This is a genomic window from Pseudomonas sp. MPC6 (assembly GCF_006094435.1).
Classification (GTDB): domain Bacteria; phylum Pseudomonadota; class Gammaproteobacteria; order Pseudomonadales; family Pseudomonadaceae; genus Aquipseudomonas.
The window spans coordinates 1,257,985-1,282,655 of record NZ_CP034783.1; the positions used below are offsets into that span (position 1 = coordinate 1,257,985).

Below are 24,671 nucleotides of genomic sequence, written 5' to 3' on the forward strand. Positions count from 1 at the left end.
CACAAGTTTTGCGTCGAGCACAGCATCGTAGAACTCCCCAGAACCTGTGGGAGCGGGCTTGCTCGCGAAAGCGGTATAAGCAACACAGCCAATCGTCGTTTTTTGCTCGCACTGTCAAACCTTTCGTCGTTTCTGTGTTCTAGTGATCATTCGGCTGTTTGCGCAGTGGCTTGTGCGCCACTAAACTGCCATTATCAATACCGAGCCCCGCAATCATGCGTATAGACGGCCTTTCCTCCCAGTCCTACCCCATCAAGCGCCAGCCTCGCAAAGGCCGCGTAGTGGAGGACGAATCCGTCGATATCGACGGCGAGCTGGAATTTCCGTCCGAAGAGCAACTGGCCGCCCGCGCCGCCAAAGCCTCAGCGCAACGCTTGAGCAATCTACCTGCCCGTCAGCAAGACATGGTTTACCACCGCGCCATGAGCAAAACCGTATCCATGGCCTTGGCCAGCTACCTGAGCACCGCCGGTTTTGTCGATTGGGATGCGGATGTGCTGGGTCTCGACCTGTACATCTGATGGGGCTGCCTTACTACCTCGGCTGCCCGTCCTGGAGTGAAAACGCCTGGCGCGACTACCTGTATCCGCAAGACGCCAAGCCCGCCGAATTTCTGAACCTCTATTCCCAGGTGTTCAACGCCGTGGAAGGCAATACGACCTTCTACGCCAGCCCCTCTGCCGCCACCGTGCAGCGTTGGGCCGACAGCATGCCGCGGCACTTTCGCTTTACCGCCAAGTTTCCCGGCGACATCAGTCACAGCGGCGACCTGCGGGAACAACTGACGGCTGCCGAAACCTTCCTGCAATTGCTCAGCCCCTTGGGTGAGCGGGTTTCGCCGCTGTGGCTGCAACTGTCGAAAAGCTTCACGCCGCAACGGCTGGCGGAGCTGGCCGGTTTTATCGATGCCGTGGACCGACCCCTGGCAGTCGAAGTGCGGCATGACGCGTTCTTCGCCAAGGGCGATGACGAGCGCCGGCTCAATCGCCTGCTGCTGGATCGCGGCGTCGAGCGCATCTGCCTCGATCCGCGTGCGCTGTTCAGCTGCACCTCGACTGATCCGTCAGTGCTCCACGCCCAGTCGAAAAAACCTCGGGTTCCACCCCGTCCGGCGGCATTTACCCAATTTCCGCAGGTGCGTTTCATCGGCCATCCGCAACTGGAAGCCAACGACCCGTTCCTGGTGCCCTGGGTCGAGAAAATCGCCCTGTGGATCGAAGAAGGCCGCACGCCGTATATTTTCCTGCACACCGCCGACAATCTGCTGGCCGCCAGGCTTGCTCAACGCTTCCACGCACAGCTGATGCTGCGAATGCCTGGCCTGTCGCCGCTGCCTGAGCTATACAGAGAGCCCGCCGCGGAGCAACTTGGCCTGCTCTGAAGCGGATTTTTCCTCTTCCCGGGAGCCTGCCAATGGATGCGCAAACCCTTCGAGCCCAGGCGTTCAGAGCCCTGCATGAACGCGACGGCGCTTTTGTGATTCCCAACCCGTGGGACGCCGGTTCGGCGATCATGCTCGCCAGCCTTGGTTTCGAGGCGCTGGCGACCACCAGCGCCGGTTATGCCTTTTCCCAGGGCCGTCCCGATGGTGGGCTGACCCTGGAGCAGACCCTGGCGAACGTCCAGGCGATAGTCGCGGCCACCGATCTGCCGGTCGCGGTCGATCTGGAAAACGGCTTCGCCGACGATCCTGCCGAATGCGCGCAAAGTATCTTGCGGGCCGCCGCAGCAGGCGCGGTCGGCGGCTCGATCGAAGATGCCACGGGACGCGAAGACGGCCCGATCTACTGCTTCGACCATGCAGTCGCCCGTATCGAAGCCGCGGTCGCGGCCGCCCGCAGCCTGCCTTTCCCGTTCACGCTGACGGCCCGGGCGGAAAACTTCCTGCATGGCATCCCCGATCTGGACGAAACGATTCGCCGCTTGCAGGCGTTTGCCGAAGCCGGCGCCGACGTGCTGTATGCGCCGGGCCTGCGCAGCGCTGAAGAGGTGTTGGCGGTGGTGCGGGCGGTAGCGCCCAAACCGGTCAACGTGTTGATGTCCGGCGGGCTCAAGCTGACCGTCGAGCAATTGAGCGAGATGGGCGTCAAGCGGATCAGCGTGGGTTCGGCACTGGCCCTGGCGGCGTATGGCGAGTTCTTTCGTGCCGCGCAAGAGATCCGGCAGTCGGGCACCTTCGGCTTCACCTCGCGCTCCATGCCGTTCCAGCAGGCCAATCAATTGTTCAAAGGCTGACGATGCGGGCGCTGCAGGTGATGTTGGTGCTGGTGTTGATCATCGGCACGGCGGCGGTGAGTGTCTGGCGTGGCTGGATCTCGCTGCCGCCGCCATGGAACCCTTGGGCGCCGCTGGACGTGAAGGCCCAACCCAATTTCCTGACGGGCTACAAGCTGATGCGACTGCGTGATGATCCGCAGCTGTGCGATCAGGTCCTGGGCAGCTCCGGATTACGTGTGTCGCGCCAGGCCGACAGCCCAGGCGCGACCTGCCCGTTGCTCAACACCTGGCGCGTGCAAGGCGGCGCAGTGGCCCTGAGCAGCAGTTTCCTCGCCAGTTGTCGGTTGGCGGTGTCCTTCGCCCTGTTCGAACATCACGCGCTGCAACCCGCCGCCCAGGCGGTCTATGGCCAGCCTGTGACCCGCGTCGAGCATCTCGGCAGCTTTGCCTGCCGCAACGTCTACGGTCGCGAGAACGGCAGGCGCAGCCAGCACGCCGGCGCCAATGCGCTCGATATCGCCGGTTTCCGCCTGGCCGACGGCCGCGCCGTCAATGTGCTCAAGGATTGGCCGAAGGATAATCAGGACGCACGGTTTCTGCGCCAGGTGCGCGATGGTGCCTGCGACCTGTTCAGTGGGGTATTGAGCCCGGACTACAACGCCGCCCATCGCGATCACTTTCACTTGGATGTCGGGCCGTGGCAGGTCTGTCGCTGAGACTCAGGCGGCGATACGCAGGTTCTGCAGCACGATCGGGCGCGCCCAGCCGGTATCGAAATCGAAGCGTTGCTGTTGTTCCATCAGCTCTTCGGCCGAGAACGGCGGGAAGGGCTTGTCCAGCAGATGGAGTTCGAACTCGGCGATCGGCAAGTGCAGTGCACGCGGTTGGGGTGCCGGGCCGGCTTGCGGCACGGGCTGGCCTGCGGTCAGCACGATCGGGCGCACCCAGGCGCTTTCGAAGTCCTGCTGTTGCTGCTGAGCGATGATGGCCTCCTCCGGGAACGGTGGGAAGGGTTTGTCCGCCAGGTCCGTTTCGAACTCCGCAATCGGCAGGAACAAGGGCTCGGGCGGGCGTACTTCGTTGTCCTTCACTTCACAGTCGCGCTGGGCGACGATGTGCGCCAGCAGATCGCTGCCCACCGTGGGTTCGACCGGGCTGTCGAGATCGACCGCTGGAAAGTTGAGCGATTCGGGCAGTGCCTCACCCGAATGATCGGCCAGCGCCCGGGCAAAAAAATCCTGCCACAGGTGACTGACACCGCTCAGTGCCTGGGTATTTTGCCGGCTGTAATCGCCGTAGGGCGAGATAAAGCCGGTAATGGAGGGTTGAAAGTCTGACATTTTTCTCGGTCGACGCTCAGCTCTGGCAAAATGCTCGATAGTGTTGTTATCGGCCGTTTTTGCCGATCATTAATTTTTTGAGCGTGTTCCCATGATTGAGCAACCTGCGGTCTGCCGCATTCACGTCGAGGCTTCGACCCCGGCCTTTCAGCCACAGGCCGAACAATGGGCCGAGCGCCTGGGCTTGCCGATGCAGGTGGCGGATGCTGAGTTTGCCTTGCAGGTGGGCGAGCAGGGTTTGCAGCTGCAACAACTGGGTGCCGATGCGCCGGGCCCGGTGCGGGTGGACTTTGTCGAGGGCGGCGCGGCCCACCGTCGGTTATTCGGTGGCGGCACGGGGCAGATGATCGCCAAGGCGGTGGGCATCGCCCAAGGCGTGCGTCCGCGGGTGCTGGATGCCACGGCCGGGTTGGGCAAGGACGCGTTCGTGCTGGCGAGCCTGGGCTGCGAGATGAGCCTGATCGAGCGTCAGCCGTTGATCGGCGCCTTGCTTGAAGATGGCCTGGCCCGTGGCGCGGAAGATTTCGACGTGGCGCCGATCGTGGCGCGGATGAGATTGCTCAAGGGCAATTCGATCGAAGTGATGCGCAACTGGGAAGGTGAGCCGCCGCAGGTGATCTACCTCGACCCGATGTTTCCCCATCGGGAGAAAACCGCGCTGGTGAAGAAGGAAATGCGTCTGTTCCGGCCGTTGGTGGGGGATGACCCCGACGCACCGGCGCTGCTTGAAGCGGCGTTGGCGCTGGCCAGCCACCGGGTGGTGGTCAAGCGCCCGCGCAAGGCGCCGTGCATTGCGGGGCCGAAGCCGAGTCATGCGCTGGATGGGAAATCCAGTCGGTATGACATTTATCCGAAGAAAGCGCTTAAGCCCTGAGACCGCGTCGCCTCCTTCGCGAGCAAGCCCGCTCCCACAGTTGATCTCTGCCGTTCACAAAATAGGTGTTCACCGCAGATCCAATGTGGGAGCGGGCTTGCTCGCGAAGGCGCCGGACCAGACACCCAAAAACTATCAGACAGCTTCCCGCCGATAAGCCCGCATAAACAACCCCACCACTTCCCGCACATGGCTCTCGGCCGCGTCCCCGGTCAGCGGCTCGCCACAGCCATAAAGCAGCCTGAAATTCCCCGCACCCTTGAGCAAGCAGAAAAAATGCTCTGCTGCGTGGCGCGGTTTGTCGATGCTCAGCGCGCCGCTCTGATCGACCTTGCTCAGCAATCTTTCCATCCCGTGCAGCATGCGCTCCGGCCCGGCCTCGAAGAAAATCTGCGAGAGTTTCGGGTCCTGGCTGCCCAGGGTCATCATCAACCGGTGCAGGTTCACCGATTCGTCGCTGTTGATCAGCTGATGAAAGCCGCGCGCGATGTTCAGCAGCACCGTTTCCACGGCGATGCCTTCCGGCAATTCGAAAAACGGCGTTGGCAATTGCTCTTCACACTTGGCCATCACCGCGGCGGAGAACAGCCTCTCCTTGTCGTTGAAATGGCTGTAGACCGTCAGTTTCGACACCCCGGCCTCGGCCGCCACGGCGTCCATGCTGGTGTTGGCGTAACCATTGCTCAGAAACAGGATTTTCGCCGCTTCGAGGATCGCCTGGCGCTTGGCCAGATCCTTGGGGCGGCCCGGACCGTTGGGGGCTGAAAGATTGTTTGGCATTCTTCGCTTTAATACTGGACTGGTGAGTTTGCTATTAATAACATACTGGTCAGTATAATTATTCCAAGCACCATTAGCGAAAGGTCCTTCACCATGTTCCGCTATGCCTTGCCCCTCGCATTGCCGGTCAGTCTGGCGTTTTTATTGTCTGCGTGCGGTCATGAAGAGGCGCCTCAAGTCACCGTCAAACCGGCCATGGTGGTGCAACCAGAGCCGTCGGCCCGGGCGCTGGAAAGCTTTCCCGGTGAAGTCCGGGCGCGCTTCGAGCCGGAGCTGGCCTTTCGCATTGGCGGCAAAGTCAGCCGACGACTGGTCGAGGAAGGACAGCGGGTCAAGGCTGACCAACCGCTGGCGGAGCTCGATCCCCAGGACGTGCGCCTGCAACTGGAAGCCACCCGCGCCCAGGTCGCCGCTGCCGAAGCCAATCTGAACCTGGTGCGCGCCGAGCGCGATCGCTACAAGACCCTGATGGACCGGCAGATGGTCAGTCGTTCGCAGTACGACAATGCGGAAAACCTGTTCCGCTCCGGTGAAGCCCGCCTGAAGCAGATCAAGGCCGAGTTCAACGTCTCGACCAACCAGGCCAGCTACGCGGTGCTGCGCGCGCCTCAGGACGGCGTGGTGGCCAAGCGTGCGGTGGAAGTCGGGCAAGTCGTGGCGGCGGGGCAAACCGTGTTTACCCTGGCCACCGATGGCGAGCGCGAAGTGTCGATCAGCCTGCCGGAGCAGAGTTTCGGCCGGTTCAAGGTCGGCCAGCCGGTGTCGGTGGAGCTCTGGACCCAACCCGATCAACGTTTCGCCGGGCGCATCCGCGAGTTATCCCCGGCGGCCGATCCGAAATCGCGCACCTTCGCCGCGCGCATCTCATTCACTGAAGGCAAGGTTCCCGCCGAACTCGGCCAGAGTGCCCGGGTGTTCGTGCAGGCCGCCGACGTGGTGACGCTGTCCGTGCCGCTTTCGGCGCTGACCGCGGAAAACGGCGCGACCTACGTCTGGGTCGTCAGCGCCAACAACACCTTGAAGAAAACCCCGGTGCGGGTCGGTGCCTTCGGCGAGAAGACCGTGCCGGTGCTTGAAGGCTTGAACGCCAGTGACTGGGTGGTGGCGGCCGGTGTCCATGTGCTGCTTGAAGGGCAGCAGGTGCGCCCCGTGGATCGCGCCAACCGTGTGGTCAATCTGGCGGACAAGGAGTAATCCCGATGGGTTTCAATCTGTCCGCATGGGCGCTGCGTAATCGCCAGATCGTGCTGTTCCTGATGCTGTTGCTGGCGGTCGTGGGAGCACTGTCCTACACCAAGCTCGGCCAAAGCGAAGACCCGCCGTTCACCTTCAAGGCCATGGTGATCCGTACTCTCTGGCCAGGGGCGACGGCGCAGGAAGTGTCGCGCCAGGTCACCGAACGCATCGAAAAGAAGCTGATGGAAACCGGCGAGTACGAGCGCATCGTGTCGTTCTCGCGCCCCGGCGAATCCCAGGTGACGTTCATTGCCCGGGACTCCATGCATTCGGTGGACATTCCCCAGCTCTGGTACCAGGTCCGCAAGAAGACCAGCGATATTCGCCACACCCTGCCACCGGGGGTTCAGGGGCCGTTCTTCAACGACGAGTTCGGCACGACATTCGGCAATATCTACGCCCTGACCGGTGAGGGCTTCGACTACGCGGTGCTCAAGGATTACGCCGACCGCATCCAGATCCAGCTGCAACGGGTCAAGGACGTGGGCAAGGTCGATCTGCTCGGGCTGCAGGACGAGAAGATCTGGATCGAACTCTCCAACGTCAAGCTCGCCACCCTCGGCCTGCCCCTGGCGGCAGTGCAGCAAGCGCTCGAGGAGCAGAACGCGGTGTCCACCGCCGGCTTCTTCGAAACTTCCAGCGAGCGCTTGCAGCTACGGGTTTCGGGGAATTTCCAGAGCGTCGACGAGATCAAGAACTTCCCGATCCGCGTAGGCGATCGCACGTTCCGCATAGCCGATGTCGCGAACGTGCGCCGTGGTTTCAACGATCCTCCCGCGCCGCGCATGCGCTTCATGGCCGAAGATGCCATCGGTCTGGCCGTGGCCATGAAGGAGGGGGGCGACATTCTGGTGCTGGGCAAGGCGCTGGAAGTCGAGTTCGCCAGGATCCAGAAAAACCTTCCGGCCGGCATGCAACTGCGCAAGGTTTCCGACCAGCCGGCGGCGGTGAAAACCGGGGTCGGCGAGTTCGTTCAAGTGCTGGTGGAAGCCCTGGCCATCGTGCTGTTGGTGAGCTTCTTCTCCCTCGGCGTGCGCACCGGCATGGTGGTTGCCCTGGCGATCCCGCTGGTATTGGCGATGACGTTCGCCTGCATGTATTACCTCGGCATCGGCCTGCACAAGATCTCCCTCGGCGCACTGGTGCTGGCCCTGGGCTTGCTGGTGGACGACGCGATCATCGCCGTGGAAATGATGGCGATCAAAATGGAGCAGGGCTTCGACCGGATCAAGGCCGCCAGCTATGCCTGGACCAGTACCGCGTTCCCGATGCTCACTGGCACGCTGATCACCGCGGCCGGCTTCCTGCCGATTGCCACTGCGCAATCGGGTACCGGCGAATACACCCGCTCGATTTTCCAGGTGGTGACCATTGCGTTGCTGGCTTCGTGGATTGCCGCTGTGGTGTTCGTGCCCTACCTGGGGGAAAAACTCCTGCCGGACCTGGCGAAAATTCATGCGGCCAAGCACGGGACCGCCGGCGGCCAGACCGACCCCTACGGTACGCCGTTCTATCAACGGGTCCGGCGCCTGGTGGAGTGGTGTGTGCGCTGGCGCAAGACGGTGATCCTGCTGACCGTGGTGTTGTTCATCGGCTCCATCGTGCTGTTCCGCTTTGTTCCACAGCAGTTTTTCCCGGCGTCCGGGCGTCTTGAGTTGATGGTCGACCTGAAACTGGCCGAAGGCGCTTCCCTGAGCAACACCGCCGACGAGGTCAAGCGTCTTGAAGCGTTGCTGAAGGATCACGTCGGTATCGACAATTACGTGGCCTACGTCGGCACCGGTTCGCCGCGCTTTTACCTGCCGCTGGATCAGCAACTGCCGGCGGCGAGCTTCGCCCAGTTTGTCGTCCTGGCCAAGACCATCGAGGACCGTGAGCCCCTGCGAACCTGGCTGATCGACACCCTCAACGAACAATTCCCGGCCCTGCGCTCGCGGGTCACGCGTCTGGAGAACGGCCCGCCGGTCGGCTATCCGGTGCAGTTCCGGGTCACCGGCGAGCACATCGAGGAAGTCCGTGCGCTGGCGCGCAAAGTCGCGGCCAAGGTTCGCGAGAACCCGCACGTGGTCAACGTCCACCTCGATTGGGAAGAGCCGAGCAAAGTCGTGTACCTGAACGTCGATCAGGACCGCGCCCGGGCGCTTGGCGTGAGCACGGCGAACCTGTCGAGGTTCCTGCAAAGCTCCCTGACCGGTTCCAGCGTCAGCCAGTACCGTGAAGACAACGAGTTGATCGAGATCCTGCTGCGCGGCACCGTGCACGAACGCACCGAGCTGTCGTTGCTGCCCAGCCTGGCGGTGCCGACCGACAACGGTCGCAGCGTGGCGCTGTCGCAGATCGCGACCCTGGAATACGGCTTTGAAGAAGGCATCATCTGGCACCGCAACCGCTTGCCCAACGTGACAGTCCGCGCCGACATCTATGGCAAGGAGCAGCCGGCGACCCTGGTGCAACAGATCATGCCGACCCTCGATCCGATTCGCGCCGAATTGCCGGACGGCTATCTGCTGGACGTCGGTGGCACCGTGGAAGATTCGGCCCGGGGACAGAATTCGGTGAAGGCCGGGGTGCCGTTGTTCATTGTGGTGGTGCTGACCTTGCTGATGCTGCAATTGCGCAGTTTCTCGCGCACGGTGATGGTGTTTCTCACTGCGCCATTGGGGTTGATCGGGGTGACTTTGTTCCTGATGGTGTTTCGTCAGCCGTTTGGTTTTGTGGCCATGCTCGGGACTATCGCCTTGTCCGGGATGATCATGCGTAACTCGGTGATTCTGGTGGATCAGATCGAGCAGGATATCGCGGCCGGGCTCAAGCCTTGGCAGGCGATTATCGAAGCTACGGTGCGTCGGTTCCGGCCGATCGTGTTGACGGCGCTCGCGGCGGTGCTGGCGATGATTCCGCTGTCGCGCAGCGTGTTTTTCGGGCCGATGGCGGTGGCGATCATGGGGGGGTTGATTGTGGCCACTGCGTTGACGTTGCTGTTTCTTCCTGCGCTCTACGCCGCCTGGTTCCGAATCAAGAACGAGTCGGTATGATCTTTTGACCTTGGCGGCCTTCGGGCCGACCAGGTTCTTGTTGGCGGAGTACATATCCGTTGCTGCGGTAACGGCCGCCTATGGTTTCGCCCTTACGGCGAGGCACTTTTTTCAAACGCCAAAAAAGTACCCAAAAAGGCTCGCCCCGGCGTCCGGCCCCTCGCTAAGGCTCGGCGTTCCTTCGCTCCGGTGTCCATCCGGGGACACTGCCCTCCGGTCTGCTTCGCGACGACCTACATGCAGCGTGTTCGACTGCGTCGAACGGCGCTACGCGCCACTCCCCGGATGAACACCTCCACTCAGCCTCCCGAAGGGGCGGGTGGATCAAGATCAAGCGCTGCAGGCGAGCTAACGCTCGGCCTGATGAGTGGTGATAAGCGCCGGTGTACGCCGATCCTTTGTAGGAGCTGGCTTGCCAGCGAAGACGGCCTGCCAGCCGACCAATCTCTTTCGGATGTACGCTGACCCAAGGTAGGAGCTGCCGAAGGCTGCGATCTTTTGACCTTGATCTTCGGCGGCCGCGAAAGCGGCCTCAAAATCGACGATGTTTATCAATTAGTCAAAACAGCAGAACTTTCCCACAAGATTTTCAGGTTGTCCGTCGGAAGCCCGATCTCTAGCCTTTGATTGTCGCTGCCGATTCAGCGACCGGGACTGCAAGCCCGCCGATAGTTTGTTAGGCGCCTACAGGCGCACCTATAATCGTGGCGCTTCATTTAGCGTCCACCGATTTATGGTGGCTGTGTGCGGGAGATCTTCGGGTCTGCCGAGGTTGCCTAACGACTCGGTCTTGCAGACCCGCATACAGCTGCCACCCATCATCTGCAAGTGATGCTGGCCGCTCCAACGTTCGTTAGGAGCTACAAAATGATCAAACACAGCCCAAATCCCCCCGATCCAGAAACCGAAAAACTGGCCAGACCCGCTCACCGTCCCAACCCGATTTTCACTATCCGCCTCAACGTCAATTCCGAAACCCTCCTGGTCCATGCCTGTGAAACCCTTGCCTCAGCCAACGTGATGGCCACCGAGTTGTCATCCTCCCTGACCGGCCCGACGTGCAATCTGGTGTTGGGCATCCAGCAGATGATTGTGCTGGCAGAGCTGTCCGTGAATCGCGTGCTGGATCATCTCGATCCGCAGCAGTAGCACAACCAAAAAGCCCGCTGAACCTGTGAAGGCCAGCGGGCTTTTTGTGAATGAGCGTCGTCCGATCAGGCTGACCGAGTCGTGATCATCGCGAGCGAGCATTGCTCCTACACCTATCTCAGACTTGTCTGATATTGAGATGTGGAGAGCAAAATGCTGTACTCAAGACTCAGTTTCATGAGTTTTTGAGACAGCGCCAGTGAAAAAGCCACCCATTCTGAAGGGCAAGTCCGACCCGATTTTCGACCTGTTGGCGCGATCGCCCCACAAGGAACGTCTCTCGGACTACCTCGCCCTGCTTATGCCGATGGACGATCAGGGGCGTTACCTTCCGTTCGATGAATTGCGCTACCGCTGGCCGCCGGGGCTGGATTCGAAGCTGTGCTGGGCTCTGGTCAAGAAAGCCCGTACTGCCCAGTACTCAACCCTTCTGCCCTTGGGCGAGCCGATCCAGTGGGGCAAGTGTGTACTGACGCCACTGGCGCAAAAGGCGATGTCCATCGTCGACCGACAAGCGACGACTGCCGCGCTGGAATACATGACCAGCCAGATCGGTGAGCACGCGCACTTCAGTTATCTGCTCAACGATTTGATTGAAGACGAAGCCATCAGCAGCAGCCAGCTTGAAGGCGCGGCAACCACCACGCGGGTGGCCAAAGACATGCTCAAGCGCAAGCGCCTGCCGCGTACGCCGGATGAGCGCATGGTGATCGGCAATTACAAGATGATGAACTTCGCCTGGGAGCACCGTTATGAACCCTTGAGTCTCGAGCTGATCACAGCGATGCATCGCGTCGGTGTGGAAGGCATTGATGACGCGCAATATTCGCCGGGGGATTTCAGGGATAACGATGACGTGGTGGTGCAGGATGGCGAAGGCAACACCGTCCATGCGCCACCCCCGGCAGCGGGGCTGGCTTTACGATTGCAGATGTTGGCGAAGTGGATCAATCAGTCTCACAACGATCCCGATCACGCGGATTACCTTCATCCGTTGATCAAAGGCATCGCCCTGCATTTTGCACTGGGCTATGAACATCCTTTTCGCGATGGTAACGGCCGGGTCGCGCGCGCGTTGTTTTACTGGTTCATGTTCAAGAATGACTTCTCGGCCTTTCGCTACATCGCGATCAGCATTTTGTTGCGCAACGCGCCGCTGAAGTACGGGCGCTCGTATCTGAATACCGAAGCCGACGATCTGGACCTGACCTATTTCATCGATTTCCAGTGCTCGGTCATCCTGCGGGCTGTCAGCAGTTTTACCGAGGCTTATCGGAAGAGCCTGGCCTATGCCGACACCTTTGATCGATGGCTAATGGCGTCAGGCTTTTTCGACCAGCTCACCGAGAAACAGCGAACCGTGTACCAAGTGGCCAAGAGTGGCATGGCCAAGGAGTTCACGGCGGTCAATGTGAAGGAGAATCTGGGTTGTTCCTACAACACCGCGTCGGCGACCTTGAACGGGTTGGTGGCGCTGAAGGTGTTCGAGAAGAGGAAGATGGGACGGGAGTGGGTGTTCTTTCTGCGGGCGGCATCGACGCCCTGAATCATTGCGTGAGCGCGTGCTCCGGGCGGTGTTCCGATGAAGGCGGGCTGACTGCCGACCAACCTCTTGCAGATATACCCGGTCAGCTGTGGGAGCGAGCTTGCTCGCGATGGACGGCAACGATGACGCGGGCTGTCTGGATGAACGCGCCGTTCTGGAGCCCATCGCGAGCAAGCTCGCTCCTACAGGTGTTTTGTGCTGAAGCCTAGAGCGTACCGAAGACTTTTTTCGCCAGGCTGGTCGCCGCAGCTGCCGGGTTCTGGCGAATGGTTTCTTCCTGTTTGCCGATCATCTCGAACAAACCGTTCAATGCCTGCTCGGTTACATAGCTTTCGATGTTGGCATTTTTCGCATCCACTACACCCAGCGTTGCAGCCTGGCCCGCGAACGAGTTGTACTGCTTGGCCAGGCCAACCTGGTCGGTGGCTTGCTTGACGATCGGCAGGAACTTGACGCGGATCTGTTCGCGACTGGTTTTGCTCAGGTACTGCGTGGCCGAGTCATTGCCGCCGCTGAGAATTCCTTTGGCATCCTCCACGCTCATCTTCTTCACCGCGTCCACCAGGATCGGCTGGGCCTGGGTGACGGCGGTTTCCGCCGCCTTGTTCATGCTGGTTTCCAGTTGATCGACCTGGGCGCCCATGCCGAACTGTTTCATTTTGCTGGCGACCTTGCCCAGGTTGCCCGGCAATTCGATTTTCACCTCCGGGTTGTTGCTGAAGCCGCCAGGCGTGCCCAGCTGCTTCACGGCCAGTTGCGCGCCCTGGGTCAGGGCATCTTTCAGGCCGCCGGTGGCGTCCTTTTGCGACAGGTCGCTGAGCGACAGCGCCAGGGCGCTGGCGCAGAACATCAAACCTGCGCACAGGCCGGCGAGACGAAGGGTAGGGCGGAGCATGGTGGCTTCCTTGTTCGAAAAAATTAGCGGACGGCGTGGACGCGGACTTTCAGCGATTGCGGGTCGCTGCCATCAAGCTGTACGGCGTGTTGAGTGGTGGTGGTATACATCAGTTTGCCATCCACCTCGATCCGCGCGCTGACCGAATATTGATGGCCGGGTTGGACCTGGGCCGGATCGTAGCTCAGTTGAAACGGCAGCGGCACCTGGCCTTTGACCGGGCCTTTCTGTTCGTCGAGAACCACGGCGGGGGCGTCGGCCAGGGACACGTCCTGCAGGCTGACGCTCAAGGTGGCGTTCGGCGGCAGGGCGATGCGTTGCAGGTAATATACTTCGCCTTCGAGGCTGGGTTTAGCGGCAGGTTGTATCAACTGACAGGCACCCAGCAAGGTGGCGATGGCCAATAGAGAAAGTTTTTTCATCGTAAATCTCCGTATTTAAGGCGCCAGAAGAAGATGACGCCTGTGGGAATTTAGTCGGTCTTTGCCGGGTCCGCGACCTGATCCGCCGCATCTTCACTGCGATGCAGCGCGACCTGCCGGATCGATAAACGAATTTCCGCCGGCAACACCCTTTTTGCTGCGCCTTCGGCCAGCTCACCGAGCAGTTCGTGATAGCCCAGCTTGCCGGCTTCATCGCGCTTGAGCACGTCGAGGTCGAGCAGGGTCTGGATGAAGTGGCGGAACAGGCTCTTGTCGAAGAATTCCGGGGCGTTCAGGCCATGCAGGATCGACAGGCGCTGGGCCATGACCGTGCACAGGTCTTCCAGTTCTTCGGCAGTGATGCTGTTCTGGCCGCTGTTGAGCAGCAGGGACACGGTCATGTAGAAGCGTTGCAGGGTCTGGGCGATGCTTTTCGACAGCAGGGTCAGCAGCACGAAATGCCGTGAGCTCGGTGCCGGACGCAGGTAGACGTCGTTCTCGAAGCGCAGCAGACCTTGTTCGACGAACGCCTCGAGCCACTGATCGATTACCGCATCCAGTTCTTCCAGCGGCCAGCGAATGAACAGCTCCGCTTGCAGGTACGGATACAACGCGCGGCTATAGCGCAGGATCTGCTCGCGGCTCATGCGCGACGCGCTCTGGAAGAAGCTCGCCAGCAATGATGGCAGGGCGAAGATGTGCAGCACGTTGTTGCGGTAGTAGGTCATCAGGACGGCGTTCTGCTCGTCCAGGTATAGAATCTTGCCCAGGGCATCGCTCTGCTCGGACAACAGGTTCATGTCTTTCACATGCTCGATCAGCGCCCGGCCGTCACCTTCCGGCAGGGTGGTGTGCGGCGAGTACGGGACTTTGCGCAGCAGCGCCAGGTACAGGTCGAGTACCCGCGCCATGGCGCGATCATCCAGGGCCAGGCGGCTGGTGGACAGCAGCGCCAGGGCCACCAGGTTGACGGGGTTGATCGCCGCGGCTTCGTTCAGATGCTGCGCGACTTTCTGACCGAGACGGTGGGTGGTTGCGTTGAGCCAGGCGGGTTTGAACTGCGGGCCTAGTTCCTGCTGGCGCCAATCAGGCTGTTCGCTGTCGAGGAATTGCGCCAGTTTGATTGGCTCGCCGAAGTTCACCGCCACCTGGCCGAAACGCTGCTTGAGCGCACCGATGACGTTGAAAATGTCGAAGATCGATTCTTTCTTCTTGCTCGCGCCACGCAGTTCGCCGAGATAGGTCCGGCCTTCCAGCACGCGCTCGTAACCGATGTACACCGGGATGAATACGATCGGCATCCGCGACGAACGCAGGAAGCTGCGCAGGGTGATCGCGAGCATCCCGGTTTTTGGCTGCAACATGCGTCCGGTGCGCGAGCGACCGCCCTCGACGAAATACTCGACCGGGAAGCCTTTGGTGAACAGGGTGTGCAGGTATTCGTTGAACACCGAGGTGTACAGCGGGTTGCCCTTGAAGGTGCGGCGCATGAAGAATGCACCGCCGCGCCGCAACAGGCCGCCGATCAGCGGCATGTTGAGGTTGATCCCGGCGGCGATGTGCGGCGGGGTCAGGCCGTTGCGGAACAGCAGATAGGACAGCAGCAGGTAGTCGATGTGGCTGCGATGGCACGGCACGTAGATCACTTCGTGACCCTGGGCGACGTTCTGCACGCCTTCGATGTGGTTGACCTTGATCCCGTCGTAGATCTTGTTCCAGAACCAGCTCAGCACCACTTCCAGGAAGCGGATCGCGGTGTAGGTGTAGTCCGAGGCGATCTCGTTGCCGTAGCGCAGGGCCTGGGCCTTGGCTTTCTCCGGGGAGATGTTCTCGCGCTCGGCTTCGTCGAGGATCGCTTGCTTGACCAGTGGCTGATTGAGCAGACCCTTGACCAGGTTGCGCCGGTGGGAGATGTCCGGGCCGATGACCGCCGCTTTGAGGTTGCGGAAATGCACCCGCAGAATCCGCTGGGCCATGCGCACGGTGCGCTCGTGGCCCTTGTTGTGATCGATCAGCTCGCGCAAGTTGATCGGCGCCGAAAACTGCACGCGGGTCTTGCGCCCGAGCACGATGATGCTGAGCAACCGGCGCAGGCGCCCGGTGACCGCCCAGCTGTCGGCGAACAGCAGTTTCCACGGGCTCGATTCGCTGTCCGGCGACTGACCCCAGAACACGCTGACCGGAATGATTTGCGCGTCTTCGGCGGCGTTCTGGCTCAGCGCGCTGACCAGACGGGTCAAGGTCGGTGGCGCCCCGCGTTTGTCCTGACGTCCAAGCCAGTCGGGCGCTGGTGTCAGGTAGAAGAACGCGGCGGGTTCTGCAAGATTGCCCACCGAGACCGGCAGCACCGGGCGTGGCAAACCGGCCTTGCGGCACTCGGTGTCGACCACGGCGAGGTCGGTCAGCGAAGGATTTTGCAGGACGTAGAACACCGGACGGCTGCGGTCGAGGTTGAGGGTGAGCGACGATTGGTTGATCGTCTCCGAGCGAACCCAGAGGTACAACAGTCGGCGCAGGGTGCCAAACACAAGACGACGGAGCGGGGAACGGGTCATACGACTTCTGCGTGAGTGGTTGAAACCGAGCAAATGCTCGGGCGGCCGATAGTGTGCCGTATTCGTCGAAAATCGGCAAAAAAGCGGCTAAGTAAAGTTGAGTTGAGAGATTTCGTGACTGTCATATACTCGCCGCTCAACAATAAAAACAAGGGGGTACCGATTCATGGCTACGCGCGAAACCGGCAATGTGAAGTGGTTCAACGACGCCAAGGGTTATGGCTTCATCCAGCGCGAGGACGGGGTGGACGTGTTCGTGCACTACCGCGCGATCCGCGGGGAGGGGCACCGTTCGCTGGCGGAAGGTCAGCAGGTGGAATATGCGGTGGTGACCGGCGAGAAGGGCTTGCAGGCTGAGGATGTGGTGGGGTTGTAATCCACTCTTCAGATCACCCAAAACCCTGTAGGCGCTGGCTTGCCAGCGAACGCGGTGTGTCAGGCATACCGCGTCGCCAGGTTCGCCAGCAAGCCGGCTCCTACAGGTTTGCTGTGTTGCGGGTTAGGCGGTTTTCCAGGTGATTTCTTCTTCACCGTCGGCGCTGATGCGCATCCAGCGGTCCGCCGTTTCTTCACCTTCTTCTTCGACCCACGTCCCGGGCGCGCAACGCACTTCGACGTTCAGCGCGGCGAAGGCTGCGCGGGCGCAGGCGATGTCGTCTTCCCACGGGGTCTGGTCGCTGTCCAGGAACAGGCTGTTCCACTTGCCCACGGCTTTCGGCAGCCAGGTCACCGGTACATTGCCGGCCTTGCACTTGTAGGTCTGGCCTTTCTTGACCCATTCACTGCACTGGCCCAACGCCTCGCTAAGCCAGTCTGCGACGGCTTTGTAGTCGACGTCGGCGTCTTTCAGGTAAATCTCGATATCGGGTTGGCGCATGGATGTCCTCACTGCGGTCTGAAAAATCCATTCGCGGATTTAGCCGGCCTCGAGCTGTTGCTCGAGACCCAAAATTATTGAAGTACGAAGTAATCGTAGCGCATCGAAACAGTGACCTCGAAAGGCTCCACTTGCTCAATGACCGCCGCCCGGCGTTCAGCACTGGCGCGCCAGCCGTGGGGCGTCATGGCGAGCAGGTTCGCGCGGTCCTGACCCTTTTCCAGGGTCAGTTTGAATTCCAGGGTCTCACTGTGTTGCAGCGTCATGCCTTCCGGCACCAGGGCCAGATGCTTGTCGTCGGTGTACTCACGGACTTCGTCGTAGAGGCTTTCGCGCAATTCCATCAGATGGCCGCGAGTCGGCCCGACTTTCATCAAGCCGCCGCCAGGGCTGAGCAGGCGTTTGGCTTCTTCCCAGTCCAGCGGGCTGAAAACGCTCGCGAGGAACTGGCAACTGCCGGACGCCAATGGCACCCGCGCCATGCTGGCGATCAACCAGGTCAGTTGCGGATTGCGTTTGCAGGCACGTTTGACCGCTTCGCGGGAGATGTCCAGCGCGTAACCATCGGCGTTCGGCAAGGCCTCGGCAATTTGCGCGGTGTAGTACCCCTCGCCACAGCCGATGTCCAGCCAGCGCTGCGGCGCATACCCGGCAGCCAGCTCCGCCAGACGCTTGGCCACCGGCGCGTAATGGCCGGCATTCAAGAAGTCGCGGCGGGCTTCGACCATTGCCAGGTTATCCCCGGGGTCGCGGCTGTTTTTGTGCTGCACCGGCAACAGGTTCAGGTAACCCTGGCGTGCGCGGTCGAATCGATGCCCGGCGGGGCAGGCCACGCCGTTGTCCACCGCGTTCAGCGGTTCGCTGCAGATCGGGCAGGCCAGCATCAGGCGAGCAACTTGATCAGGGTCTGGTAGTAGATGTCGGTCAGCACGTCGAGGTCGGCGGCCAGCACGCGCTCGTTGACCTGATGGATCGTCGCGTTGACCGGGCCCAGTTCAACCACTTGCGTGCCCATGGTCGCAATGAAACGTCCGTCGGACGTGCCACCACTGGTAGAGGCTTTGGTGGCGCGACCGGTGACGTCCTTGATGCTCGACGCGACGGCATCCAGTAGCGCGCCCGGCTCGGTCAGGAACGGCAGGCCGGACAGCGCCCAGTCGATGTGCCAGTCCAGGCCATGCTTGTCGAGGAGATCGGCAACGCGCTTTTGCAGGCCTTCGACGGTCGACTCGGTGGAGAAGCGGAAGTTGAACACGGCCACCAGGTCACCGGGGATCACATTGGTCGCGCCGGTGCCGGAATTGACGTTGGAGATCTGGAAGCTGGTCGGCGGGAAGAAGTCGTTGCCGTGGTCCCAGTGCTCGGCGGCCAGTTCGGCCAGCGCCGGTGCGGCGAGGTGGATCGGGTTCTTCGCCAGGTGGGGATACGCGACGTGACCCTGCACTCCGCGTACGGTCAATTTGGCGCCGAGGGAGCCGCGACGACCGTTTTTGACTACGTCACCGACCAACGTGGTGCTCGACGGTTCGCCGACGATGCACCAGTCCAGGCGTTCCTTGCGGGCGGCGAGGCGTTCGATCACCGCCTTGGTGCCGTGATGGGCCGGGCCTTCTTCGTCGCTGGTAATCAGGAACGCGACCTTGCCCTTGTGATCCGGGTAGTCGGCGACGAAACGCTCGGCTGCCACCGTCATGGCGGCGAGGCTGCCTTTCATGTCCGCCGCGCCACGGCCGCAGAGCATGCCGTGTTCGTCGATCAGCGCGTTGAACGGGTCGATCTGCCAGGCGGTGACCGGGCCGGTCGGCACGACATCGGTGTGGCCGGCGAAGCACAGCACCGGGCCGTCGTGTTTGCCGTGGGTCGCCCAGAAGTTATCCACATCTTCGATGCGCATCGGTTCCAGCGCAAAACCGGCATCGCCCAGGCGCTGCATCATCTGCTTCTGGCAATCAGCGTCGACCGGCGTCACGGATGGACGGCGGATCAGGTCGATGGCGAGTTGAAGGGTCGGCGAAAGGTCGGCGTGGGCCGTCATGGAAAACTCCGGAAAACTTGAATATGGGCGCGGTCTTAATGTGGGAGCGGGCTTGCTCGCGAAGCTTTTGACGTCAGTGATGACGCCTTCGCGAGCAAGCCCGCTCCCACAGGTATTGAGTTCGGCCGTTAAACCGAGTCCCGCCAAGGCCTGCAAAATGGCGGTTATCTTAAAGCAAAACGGCGACCATTGGCCGCCGTTTAGTGCATCCGCAGCGATTTAGACCGCTGGTAGCGGCTCGGCTTCGACCGAAGGTTTCGGCAGCGAAGACAGGAACGCCATGATCAGCGCCGCCAGGTAAGGCAGCGACTGCACCAGCAGCATGGTCACCCAGAAGCGCATGTCGTTGCTCGGCATGCCGTTCACCAGGAAGATCCCCAGCGCCGCACCCCACAACAGCAGCATGATGAACACTTCTTCCCGCGCCTCGGAGATGGCCACCCAGAAACCGTGGTTATCGGCGTTTTTCGGGGTGCGGAAGAACGGAATGCTGCTGGTGAAGAAGCCGTACAACACCGCCTTGGCGATGGTGTGCGACAACGCCAGCCCGGCCAGTGCCGCGCAGAAGGCATCCTTGAGGTTGACCCCCACCGCACGACGGTAGAGGAAGATGATCTTGCCGACCTTGAACACAAACAGCGCCAATGGCGGGATCGCGAAAATCAACAATGGCGGATCGACCCGTTGCGGCACGATGATCATCGCCGCCGACCACAACAGCGCACCGACGGTGAAGAAGATGTTCATGCCGTCCGCCACCCACGGCAACCAGCCCGCGAGGAAGTGGTAACGCTGGCCACGGGTCAGTTCGGTGTCCTTGCCGCGCAACAGGCTGGCGGTGTGACGCTTGATGATCTGAATCGCGCCATAGGCCCAGCGGAATCGCTGTTTCTTGAAGTCGATAAAGGTATCGGGCATCAGGCCTTTGCCGTAGCTGGTGTGGTAATACGCCGCCGACAGGCCTTTTTCGAACACGCGCAGGCCCAGCTCGGCGTCTTCACAGATGCACCAGTCGGCCCAGCCGAGCTCCTCGAGCACCGAGCGCCGGGTCATGGTCATGGTGCCGTGCTGGATGATCGCGTCACGGTCGTTGCGAGTGACCATGCCGATGTGGAAGAAACCTTTGTATTCCGCGTAGCAGAGCTTCTTGAAGGTGCTTTCGTTCTGGTCGCGGTAATCCTGTGGCGATTGCACCACGGCGATTTTCGGATCGGCGAAGTGCGGCACCATGTGCTTGAGCCAGTTCGGATCGACGCAGTAGTCCGAGTCGATCACCGCAATCACTTCGGCATCCTTGGCGGTGTGCGGAATCAGGTAATTCAGCGCGCCGCCCTTGAAACCGGCCAGCGGCGCGACATGGAAGAACTTGAAGCGCGGGCCGAGGGTTTCGCAGTAATCGCGCACCGGTTCCCAGACCGCCGGGTCCTTGGTGTTGTTGTCGATGATCAGGACTTCGAAGTCCGGGTAATCGAGGTTGGCCAGGGCGTTGAGGGTCTGTTTGACCATCTCCGGCGGCTCGTTGTAGCAAGGGACGTGAATCGACACTTTCGGTCGGTAGTCCGAATCCCCCACCACCGGCAGGAATTCGCGCCGACGCTTGTGGGTCCAGACCGCTTCGGCCAGTTCGTGGGCCTCGGTCAGCAGCACGATAAACACCCCGAGCGCGCCGAGGCCGAGCAGGAAACCCACCGTCAGGCTGAACCAGGTGCTGTATTGCAGGCTGTAGTCGTAACCGATCCACACCAGTACCGAACCGCAGAGGAACGCGATGAAGGTCAGGAAGGTGCGACCGCGTTGGCGCAGGGCCGAGCCGTCGATCATCAACAGGGTCAGGGACAGCAGGGCCAATACCACCGAGCCGACAGCCAGCACCCGCCATTGCGGAATTGCGACGACCGGACCGTCGAAGTTGAATTTCTGCTGGCGTGCGGCGTTGAACACACCCCAATAAGCGCCTACCGAGCCTTCATCGCTGGCCTTCCAGGGCTGGTCAAACGCTTCGATGACGAAGTAGTTGAAACCCTGGCGGTTGAGCTTGTTGACCAGTGTACGCAGGTAAATCGCCTGGTCTGCCGGTGACGCATCGGCGCCGCCGCGCATACGGCCGTTGCTCGGCCAGCCGACTTCCGACAGCAACAGCGGTTTTTTCGGGAACATTTTTTTCAGGTCGCGGGCGCGGTCGAGCACGAACTGCCCGGCCTGTTCCATCGGCACATGCTCCCAATAGGGCAGGACGTGCGCGGCGATCAGGTCTACGTGCTTGGCCAGGCTGGGGTTTTCTTCCCAGACGTGCCACTGCTCGGAGGTGGTCACCGGCACTTTCACCGCCGCGCGCACGCGATCGAGGATAATGCTGAGCTCCGGGGCGGTAATTTCCTTACGGAAGATCGCCTCGTTGCCTACAACCACCCGGACCACGCTGCGCGAACTGTTGGCGATTTCGATCGCACGCGTGATCTCGCGCTCGTTACGCTCCTCGTCCGGGCTGATCCAGATGCCGAGGGTGACCCTCAGGCCGAATTCTTCTGCCAGTTTGGGAATGTTTCCCAGGGTGCCATCGACCGAGTACGTACGGATGTTGTCCGTCAGCTTGCTCAGGATCTCCAGATCGCGACGCATTTCATCGTCGGTCGGATACTGCTCTTTCTGCGGGTACTGGCCTTGCTGGAACGGCGAGTATGAAAAGCCGGAGATCTGTTCGGGCCAGTTGGGGGCGGTAACCGGGCGATTGATCAGCGCCCAGAAGCCGGTAAACAAGGCAGCGATGGCGAGCACCACCACCAGGTTGAGTCCAAATTTACGCGATGACATAGCTATTTCGGGTTCCAAAGGCTGTGGAACTAAGGACCGGTCGGCGAGCGCCAAGGGGCGCGCATCCTACACCGGGCATCGCCTGAGCGTACAGCTGACAGGGAAATGCCCTACGTTTGGCAATCCAACTCGGCTTAAGTTCTTTCGTTGCCCTTCGTAGGATGATTCCTGGTTCTGTGTAGCCTGAATGAAGAAATCAAGACGCCGTTCATAGCCCAAAGATGCTCTTGGCCGACTTCGGCCCTATAATGCGCGCCGGTTTTTGGGGTAATGGTCATGAGTACAGAAGATCCGCGGTTTGCTGGCATCGCCCGGTTGTATGGCATCGAGGGCCTGGAGCGCTTGCGCGCGGCCCATGTGGCGATCGTCGGTGTCGGCGGCGTCGGCTCCTGGGCGGCGGAAGCCGTTGCCCGGTGTGGCGTGGGCGAAATTTCGCTGTTCGACCTGGACGATGTCTGTGTCAGCAACGCCAATCGTCAGCTGCATGCGCTGGACAGCACGGTCGGCAAGCCCAAGGTCGAGGTGATGGCCGAGCGCCTGCGCGGGATCAACCCGGACTGCACGGTGCACGCGGTGGCGGATTTCGTCACCCGCGAGACCATGGCCGAGTACATCACGCCGAACATCGACTGCGTGATCGACTGCATCGACAGTGTGAACGCCAAGGCTGCGCTGATCGCCTGGTGCAAGCGGCGCAAGATCCAGATCATCACCACCGGCGGCGCGGGCGGGCAGATCGACCCGACGCTGATCCAGGTGTGCGACCTGAACCGCACGTTCAATGACCCGCTGGCGTCGAAAGTACGCTCGACCCTGCGCCGCGATTACAACTTCTCCCGCACCGTGACCCGCCATTACAGCGTGCCCTGCGTGTTTTCCACCGAACAGCTGCGCTACCCGAAACCGGACGGCAGCATTTGCTTGCAGAAGAGTTTTGTCGGCGATGGCGTGAAGCTGGACTGCGCCGGCGGGTTTGGCGCGGTGATGATGGTGACGGCGACGTTCGGCATGGTCGCGGCGACCAAGGCTGTGGATAAGATTGTGGCTGGGGTGCGGCGGCCGGCGGATCGCGTTAAGCCTGAAGTTTAACTGTTGTGGCTGATGGCCTCTTCGTCGGAACGCCGCCCGGAGCAAGCCCGCTCCCACATTTGATCGGTGTCGGTCACAAAAACCAGGTGCGCCACAAATCCAATGTGGAAGCGGGCTTGCTCGCGAAGGCGATTAGCCCGCCAACTCATTCATCCGCTGGAGCACGGCGTTCAGGCCATTACTGCGCGACGACGACAGATGGCGGCTCAGCCCCAACTGACTGAACCACTCCGGCAAATCCACCTGCCGCAACTCAGCCGCGGACAACCCATTGACCCGTGCCAGCAACAACGCCACCAACCCGCGAATCAACCGCGCATCGCTGCTCGCGGCGAACTGCCAATGACCATCCTGCAACGCGCCCACCAGCCACACCTGACTTTCACAGCCGTGCACCCGATTGGCATCAACCTTATCCACATCGCTCAATGCAGGCAGACGGTCGCCCCACTGCATCAGCAGCCGCGCCCGCTGTTCCCATCCGGCGGCAGCCTGGAAGGTTTCGAGCGCGGCAACCGCATCGGCCGGCAAGTTCACCGCAACAACTCCAGCGCCTGATCCAGCGCGTCAAAGAACCGCTCCAGGTCTTCGGAGTCGTTGTACAGCGCCAACGACACCCGAATCGCCCCGGCCAGTTCAAAGCTTTTCAACAGCGGCATTGCACAGTGATGGCCCGCACGCACGGCAATCCCTTGTTCCGTCAGCAGATGGGCCAGGTCGGAGTTATGCACACCCTCGACCACAAAACTGACCAGCGCCAACTGCGGCTTGCCCAGCAGGCGGATGCCAGTGCGCGCTTCAAGGCCTTTGAGCAAATAGTCATGCAACGCCGCTTCGTGGGCGGACACGGCTTCCTGATCGAGCCCGGCCAGGTAATCGAGGGTCGCCCCCAGGCCGATCACACTGGCAATCGGCGGAGTACCGGCTTCAAAACCCAGTGGCGCCGGACGAAAGCGGGCGTCGTGATAATTGGCCTCCATCACCATTTCACCGCCAAACTGCCAGTGGCGCAGTTGCTCCAGCGCTTTATCACGCCCGAACAGCACGCCGAGGCCCTCGGGGCCATAGAGCTTATGGCTGGAAAACACATAGAAGTCGCAACCCAGCGCTTGTACGTCATGTCGACCATGAACGACGCCCTGGGCGCCATCGACCACGGTCAATGCGTCATGTGCCTGGGCGATTGCCAACAACGCGGGCAACGGCTGCCAGGCGCCAAGCACGTTGGACAGCTGGCTGACTGCCACCAGGCGGGTTCGTGGATTGATCAACTGCGCAGCGGCATCAAGATCAATCAAGCCACTGGCATCCAGCGGCAGGACCACCAGCTTCAGGTCGCGACGGTGGGCCAGTTGCTGCCACGGCAGCAGATTGGCGTGATGCTCCAGGGCGCTGATGACGATTTCATCGCCCGGATTGAACAGGTGTTCCAGGCCATAGGCCAGAAGATTCAGCGCGGACGTCGCGCCGTGGGTAAAGATGATCTGCCCGCAATCGCCGGCATTGAGCCATTGGGCAACCTTGCGGCGGCTGTCCTCGAACGCCTGGGTGGCATGCGCGCCGGGCAAGTGTTGCGCCCGATGCACGTTGGCCGCGCCGTTGGCGTAGTAATGCGCCAGGGCATCCAGCAGGGCTTGGGGTTTTTGCGTGGTGGCGGCGTTGTCCAGATAGGTCTGGTCTTGCCGTTGCAATGCGGCGATGGCCGGAAAATCGGCGCGCCAGGGAGAGGGAATCATCATGGTGTTCGGCCCTGATAAACATGGGCGGGGGTACGCCTGACCCTGTGTAGGAGCGAGCTTGCTCGCGAAAA

At 61.3% G+C, this 24,671-nt stretch carries 22 protein-coding genes; 11 read left to right on the forward strand and 11 right to left on the reverse strand.

Annotated features, from left to right (window positions below):
• Nucleotides 1-215 precede the first annotated feature (215 nt).
• Genes ELQ88_RS07825 through ELQ88_RS07840 form a run of 4 tightly spaced genes read left to right on the forward strand, consistent with a single transcriptional unit; the run spans nucleotide 216 to nucleotide 2,933 of the window.
• Nucleotides 216-521 carry a hypothetical protein gene (locus ELQ88_RS07825; protein WP_128872756.1) on the forward strand — a complete coding sequence of 102 codons (306 nt, stop codon included), beginning with the start codon at nucleotides 216-218 and terminating at the stop codon, nucleotides 519-521.
• On the forward strand, nucleotides 521-1,381 hold the full coding sequence (locus ELQ88_RS07830; RefSeq protein ID WP_128872757.1) for a DUF72 domain-containing protein: 861 nt from the start codon (nucleotides 521-523) through the stop codon (nucleotides 1,379-1,381). The genes ELQ88_RS07825 and ELQ88_RS07830 overlap by 1 nt, the downstream gene beginning before the upstream one ends.
• Before the next feature lie 32 nt (nucleotides 1,382-1,413).
• A complete protein-coding gene (locus ELQ88_RS07835; RefSeq protein WP_128872758.1) occupies nucleotides 1,414-2,235 on the forward strand; it encodes an isocitrate lyase/phosphoenolpyruvate mutase family protein in 822 nt (273 codons plus the stop codon).
• A gap of 2 nt (nucleotides 2,236-2,237) precedes the next feature.
• A complete protein-coding gene (locus tag ELQ88_RS07840) occupies nucleotides 2,238-2,933 on the forward strand; it encodes an extensin family protein (protein WP_128872759.1) in 696 nt (231 codons plus the stop codon).
• Nucleotides 2,934-2,936: 3 nt separating this feature from the next.
• Here the strand turns inward: ELQ88_RS07840 and ELQ88_RS07845 are convergent, their stop codons facing one another.
• Nucleotides 2,937-3,557, reverse strand: a complete 621-nt coding sequence (locus ELQ88_RS07845) for an energy transducer TonB (RefSeq protein ID WP_138964448.1) — start codon at nucleotides 3,555-3,557, stop codon at nucleotides 2,937-2,939.
• 91 nt (nucleotides 3,558-3,648) lie between these two features.
• Here ELQ88_RS07845 and ELQ88_RS07850 point away from each other — a divergent pair, with 91 nt between their 5' ends.
• Entirely contained in the window at nucleotides 3,649-4,431 is a 783-nt protein-coding gene (locus ELQ88_RS07850; protein ID WP_138964450.1) for a class I SAM-dependent methyltransferase, read from the forward strand.
• 135 nt (nucleotides 4,432-4,566) lie between these two features.
• Here the strand turns inward: ELQ88_RS07850 and ELQ88_RS07855 are convergent, their stop codons facing one another.
• The gene (locus tag ELQ88_RS07855; RefSeq protein ID WP_128872761.1) at nucleotides 4,567-5,211 is read right to left on the reverse strand and encodes a TetR/AcrR family transcriptional regulator; all 645 of its coding nucleotides are present in this window, start codon (nucleotides 5,209-5,211) and stop codon (nucleotides 4,567-4,569) included.
• A gap of 93 nt (nucleotides 5,212-5,304) precedes the next feature.
• Here ELQ88_RS07855 and ELQ88_RS07860 point away from each other — a divergent pair, with 93 nt between their 5' ends.
• The 4 genes from ELQ88_RS07860 (at nucleotide 5,305) to ELQ88_RS07880 (ending at nucleotide 12,177) form a co-directional block, all read left to right on the forward strand.
• Nucleotides 5,305-6,405: an efflux RND transporter periplasmic adaptor subunit gene (locus ELQ88_RS07860; protein ID WP_138964452.1), complete on the forward strand. Its 1,101-nt coding sequence runs from the start codon at nucleotides 5,305-5,307 to the stop codon at nucleotides 6,403-6,405.
• Nucleotides 6,406-6,410: 5 nt separating this feature from the next.
• Nucleotides 6,411-9,482 (forward strand): efflux RND transporter permease subunit, encoded by a 3,072-nt coding sequence (locus ELQ88_RS07865; RefSeq protein ID WP_138964454.1) that lies wholly within the window; start codon nucleotides 6,411-6,413, stop codon nucleotides 9,480-9,482.
• Between the two features lie 867 nt (nucleotides 9,483-10,349).
• Nucleotides 10,350-10,631, forward strand: coding sequence for a DUF6124 family protein (locus ELQ88_RS07875; RefSeq protein ID WP_138964456.1), 282 nt, complete (start codon nucleotides 10,350-10,352; stop codon nucleotides 10,629-10,631).
• 199 nt (nucleotides 10,632-10,830) lie between these two features.
• Nucleotides 10,831-12,177: a Fic family protein gene (locus tag ELQ88_RS07880; protein WP_138964458.1), complete on the forward strand. Its 1,347-nt coding sequence runs from the start codon at nucleotides 10,831-10,833 to the stop codon at nucleotides 12,175-12,177.
• A gap of 205 nt (nucleotides 12,178-12,382) precedes the next feature.
• Here the strand turns inward: ELQ88_RS07880 and ELQ88_RS07885 are convergent, their stop codons facing one another.
• Genes ELQ88_RS07885 through plsB form a run of 3 tightly spaced genes read right to left on the reverse strand, consistent with a single transcriptional unit; the run spans nucleotide 12,383 to nucleotide 16,049 of the window.
• Nucleotides 12,383-13,072, reverse strand: a complete 690-nt coding sequence (locus tag ELQ88_RS07885) for a DUF4197 domain-containing protein (RefSeq protein WP_138964460.1) — start codon at nucleotides 13,070-13,072, stop codon at nucleotides 12,383-12,385.
• A gap of 23 nt (nucleotides 13,073-13,095) precedes the next feature.
• On the reverse strand, nucleotides 13,096-13,494 hold the full coding sequence (locus ELQ88_RS07890) for a YbaY family lipoprotein (RefSeq protein WP_128872766.1): 399 nt from the start codon (nucleotides 13,492-13,494) through the stop codon (nucleotides 13,096-13,098).
• Between the two features lie 50 nt (nucleotides 13,495-13,544).
• A complete protein-coding gene (gene plsB / locus ELQ88_RS07895; RefSeq protein ID WP_138964462.1) occupies nucleotides 13,545-16,049 on the reverse strand; it encodes a glycerol-3-phosphate 1-O-acyltransferase PlsB in 2,505 nt (834 codons plus the stop codon).
• A gap of 166 nt (nucleotides 16,050-16,215) precedes the next feature.
• Here plsB and ELQ88_RS07900 point away from each other — a divergent pair, with 166 nt between their 5' ends.
• On the forward strand, nucleotides 16,216-16,425 hold the full coding sequence (locus ELQ88_RS07900; RefSeq protein ID WP_010462862.1) for a cold-shock protein: 210 nt from the start codon (nucleotides 16,216-16,218) through the stop codon (nucleotides 16,423-16,425).
• Between the two features lie 123 nt (nucleotides 16,426-16,548).
• Here the strand turns inward: ELQ88_RS07900 and ELQ88_RS07905 are convergent, their stop codons facing one another.
• The 4 genes from ELQ88_RS07905 to ELQ88_RS07920 all read right to left on the reverse strand — a co-directional run bounded on the left by ELQ88_RS07905 (nucleotide 16,549) and on the right by ELQ88_RS07920 (nucleotide 21,772).
• Nucleotides 16,549-16,926: a hypothetical protein gene (locus ELQ88_RS07905; protein WP_128872768.1), complete on the reverse strand. Its 378-nt coding sequence runs from the start codon at nucleotides 16,924-16,926 to the stop codon at nucleotides 16,549-16,551.
• A 74-nt stretch (nucleotides 16,927-17,000) separates the two neighbouring features.
• Nucleotides 17,001-17,810 carry a putative RNA methyltransferase gene (locus ELQ88_RS07910; protein ID WP_128872769.1) on the reverse strand — a complete coding sequence of 270 codons (810 nt, stop codon included), beginning with the start codon at nucleotides 17,808-17,810 and terminating at the stop codon, nucleotides 17,001-17,003.
• Complete coding sequence (dapE, locus tag ELQ88_RS07915) at nucleotides 17,810-18,961, reverse strand: succinyl-diaminopimelate desuccinylase (protein ID WP_138964464.1); 1,152 nt, start codon at nucleotides 18,959-18,961, stop codon at nucleotides 17,810-17,812. The genes ELQ88_RS07910 and dapE overlap by 1 nt, the downstream gene beginning before the upstream one ends.
• A 219-nt stretch (nucleotides 18,962-19,180) precedes the next feature.
• Nucleotides 19,181-21,772 carry a glycosyltransferase gene (locus tag ELQ88_RS07920; protein ID WP_128872770.1) on the reverse strand — a complete coding sequence of 864 codons (2,592 nt, stop codon included), beginning with the start codon at nucleotides 21,770-21,772 and terminating at the stop codon, nucleotides 19,181-19,183.
• A gap of 276 nt (nucleotides 21,773-22,048) precedes the next feature.
• Here ELQ88_RS07920 and tcdA point away from each other — a divergent pair, with 276 nt between their 5' ends.
• Nucleotides 22,049-22,861, forward strand: a complete 813-nt coding sequence (tcdA, locus tag ELQ88_RS07925; RefSeq protein ID WP_168187397.1) for a tRNA cyclic N6-threonylcarbamoyladenosine(37) synthase TcdA — start codon at nucleotides 22,049-22,051, stop codon at nucleotides 22,859-22,861.
• Nucleotides 22,862-22,993: 132 nt separating this feature from the next.
• Here tcdA and ELQ88_RS07930 read toward each other — a convergent pair whose 3' ends face one another.
• Complete coding sequence (locus ELQ88_RS07930; RefSeq protein WP_138964466.1) at nucleotides 22,994-23,398, reverse strand: SufE family protein; 405 nt, start codon at nucleotides 23,396-23,398, stop codon at nucleotides 22,994-22,996.
• A complete protein-coding gene (locus tag ELQ88_RS07935; RefSeq protein WP_138964468.1) occupies nucleotides 23,395-24,600 on the reverse strand; it encodes a cysteine desulfurase in 1,206 nt (401 codons plus the stop codon). The genes ELQ88_RS07930 and ELQ88_RS07935 overlap by 4 nt, the downstream gene beginning before the upstream one ends.
• Between the last annotated feature and the right edge of the window lie 71 nt (nucleotides 24,601-24,671).

Excerpts from the sequence above, each read along its gene's own strand:
- ELQ88_RS07825 (WP_128872756.1), top strand. The coding sequence starts at position 216 with ATGCGTATAGACGGCCTTTCCTCCCAGTCCTACCCCATCAAGCGCCAG.
- ELQ88_RS07830 (WP_128872757.1), top strand. The coding sequence starts at position 521 with ATGGGGCTGCCTTACTACCTCGGCTGCCCGTCCTGGAGTGAAAACGCC.
- ELQ88_RS07835 (WP_128872758.1), top strand. The coding sequence starts at position 1,414 with ATGGATGCGCAAACCCTTCGAGCCCAGGCGTTCAGAGCCCTGCATGAA.
- ELQ88_RS07840 (WP_128872759.1), top strand. The coding sequence starts at position 2,238 with ATGCGGGCGCTGCAGGTGATGTTGGTGCTGGTGTTGATCATCGGCACG.
- ELQ88_RS07845 (WP_138964448.1), bottom strand. The coding sequence starts at position 3,557 with ATGTCAGACTTTCAACCCTCCATTACCGGCTTTATCTCGCCCTACGGC.
- ELQ88_RS07850 (WP_138964450.1), top strand. The coding sequence starts at position 3,649 with ATGATTGAGCAACCTGCGGTCTGCCGCATTCACGTCGAGGCTTCGACC.
- ELQ88_RS07855 (WP_128872761.1), bottom strand. The coding sequence starts at position 5,211 with ATGCCAAACAATCTTTCAGCCCCCAACGGTCCGGGCCGCCCCAAGGAT.
- ELQ88_RS07860 (WP_138964452.1), top strand. The coding sequence starts at position 5,305 with ATGTTCCGCTATGCCTTGCCCCTCGCATTGCCGGTCAGTCTGGCGTTT.
- ELQ88_RS07865 (WP_138964454.1), top strand. The coding sequence starts at position 6,411 with ATGGGTTTCAATCTGTCCGCATGGGCGCTGCGTAATCGCCAGATCGTG.
- ELQ88_RS07875 (WP_138964456.1), top strand. The coding sequence starts at position 10,350 with ATGATCAAACACAGCCCAAATCCCCCCGATCCAGAAACCGAAAAACTG.
- ELQ88_RS07885 (WP_138964460.1), bottom strand. The coding sequence starts at position 13,072 with ATGCTCCGCCCTACCCTTCGTCTCGCCGGCCTGTGCGCAGGTTTGATG.
- ELQ88_RS07890 (WP_128872766.1), bottom strand. The coding sequence starts at position 13,494 with ATGAAAAAACTTTCTCTATTGGCCATCGCCACCTTGCTGGGTGCCTGT.
- plsB (WP_138964462.1), bottom strand. The coding sequence starts at position 16,049 with ATGACCCGTTCCCCGCTCCGTCGTCTTGTGTTTGGCACCCTGCGCCGA.
- ELQ88_RS07900 (WP_010462862.1), top strand. The coding sequence starts at position 16,216 with ATGGCTACGCGCGAAACCGGCAATGTGAAGTGGTTCAACGACGCCAAG.
- ELQ88_RS07905 (WP_128872768.1), bottom strand. The coding sequence starts at position 16,926 with ATGCGCCAACCCGATATCGAGATTTACCTGAAAGACGCCGACGTCGAC.
- ELQ88_RS07910 (WP_128872769.1), bottom strand. The coding sequence starts at position 17,810 with ATGCTGGCCTGCCCGATCTGCAGCGAACCGCTGAACGCGGTGGACAAC.
- dapE (WP_138964464.1), bottom strand. The coding sequence starts at position 18,961 with ATGACGGCCCACGCCGACCTTTCGCCGACCCTTCAACTCGCCATCGAC.
- ELQ88_RS07920 (WP_128872770.1), bottom strand. The coding sequence starts at position 21,772 with ATGTCATCGCGTAAATTTGGACTCAACCTGGTGGTGGTGCTCGCCATC.
- tcdA (WP_168187397.1), top strand. The coding sequence starts at position 22,049 with ATGAGTACAGAAGATCCGCGGTTTGCTGGCATCGCCCGGTTGTATGGC.
- ELQ88_RS07935 (WP_138964468.1), bottom strand. The coding sequence starts at position 24,600 with ATGATGATTCCCTCTCCCTGGCGCGCCGATTTTCCGGCCATCGCCGCA.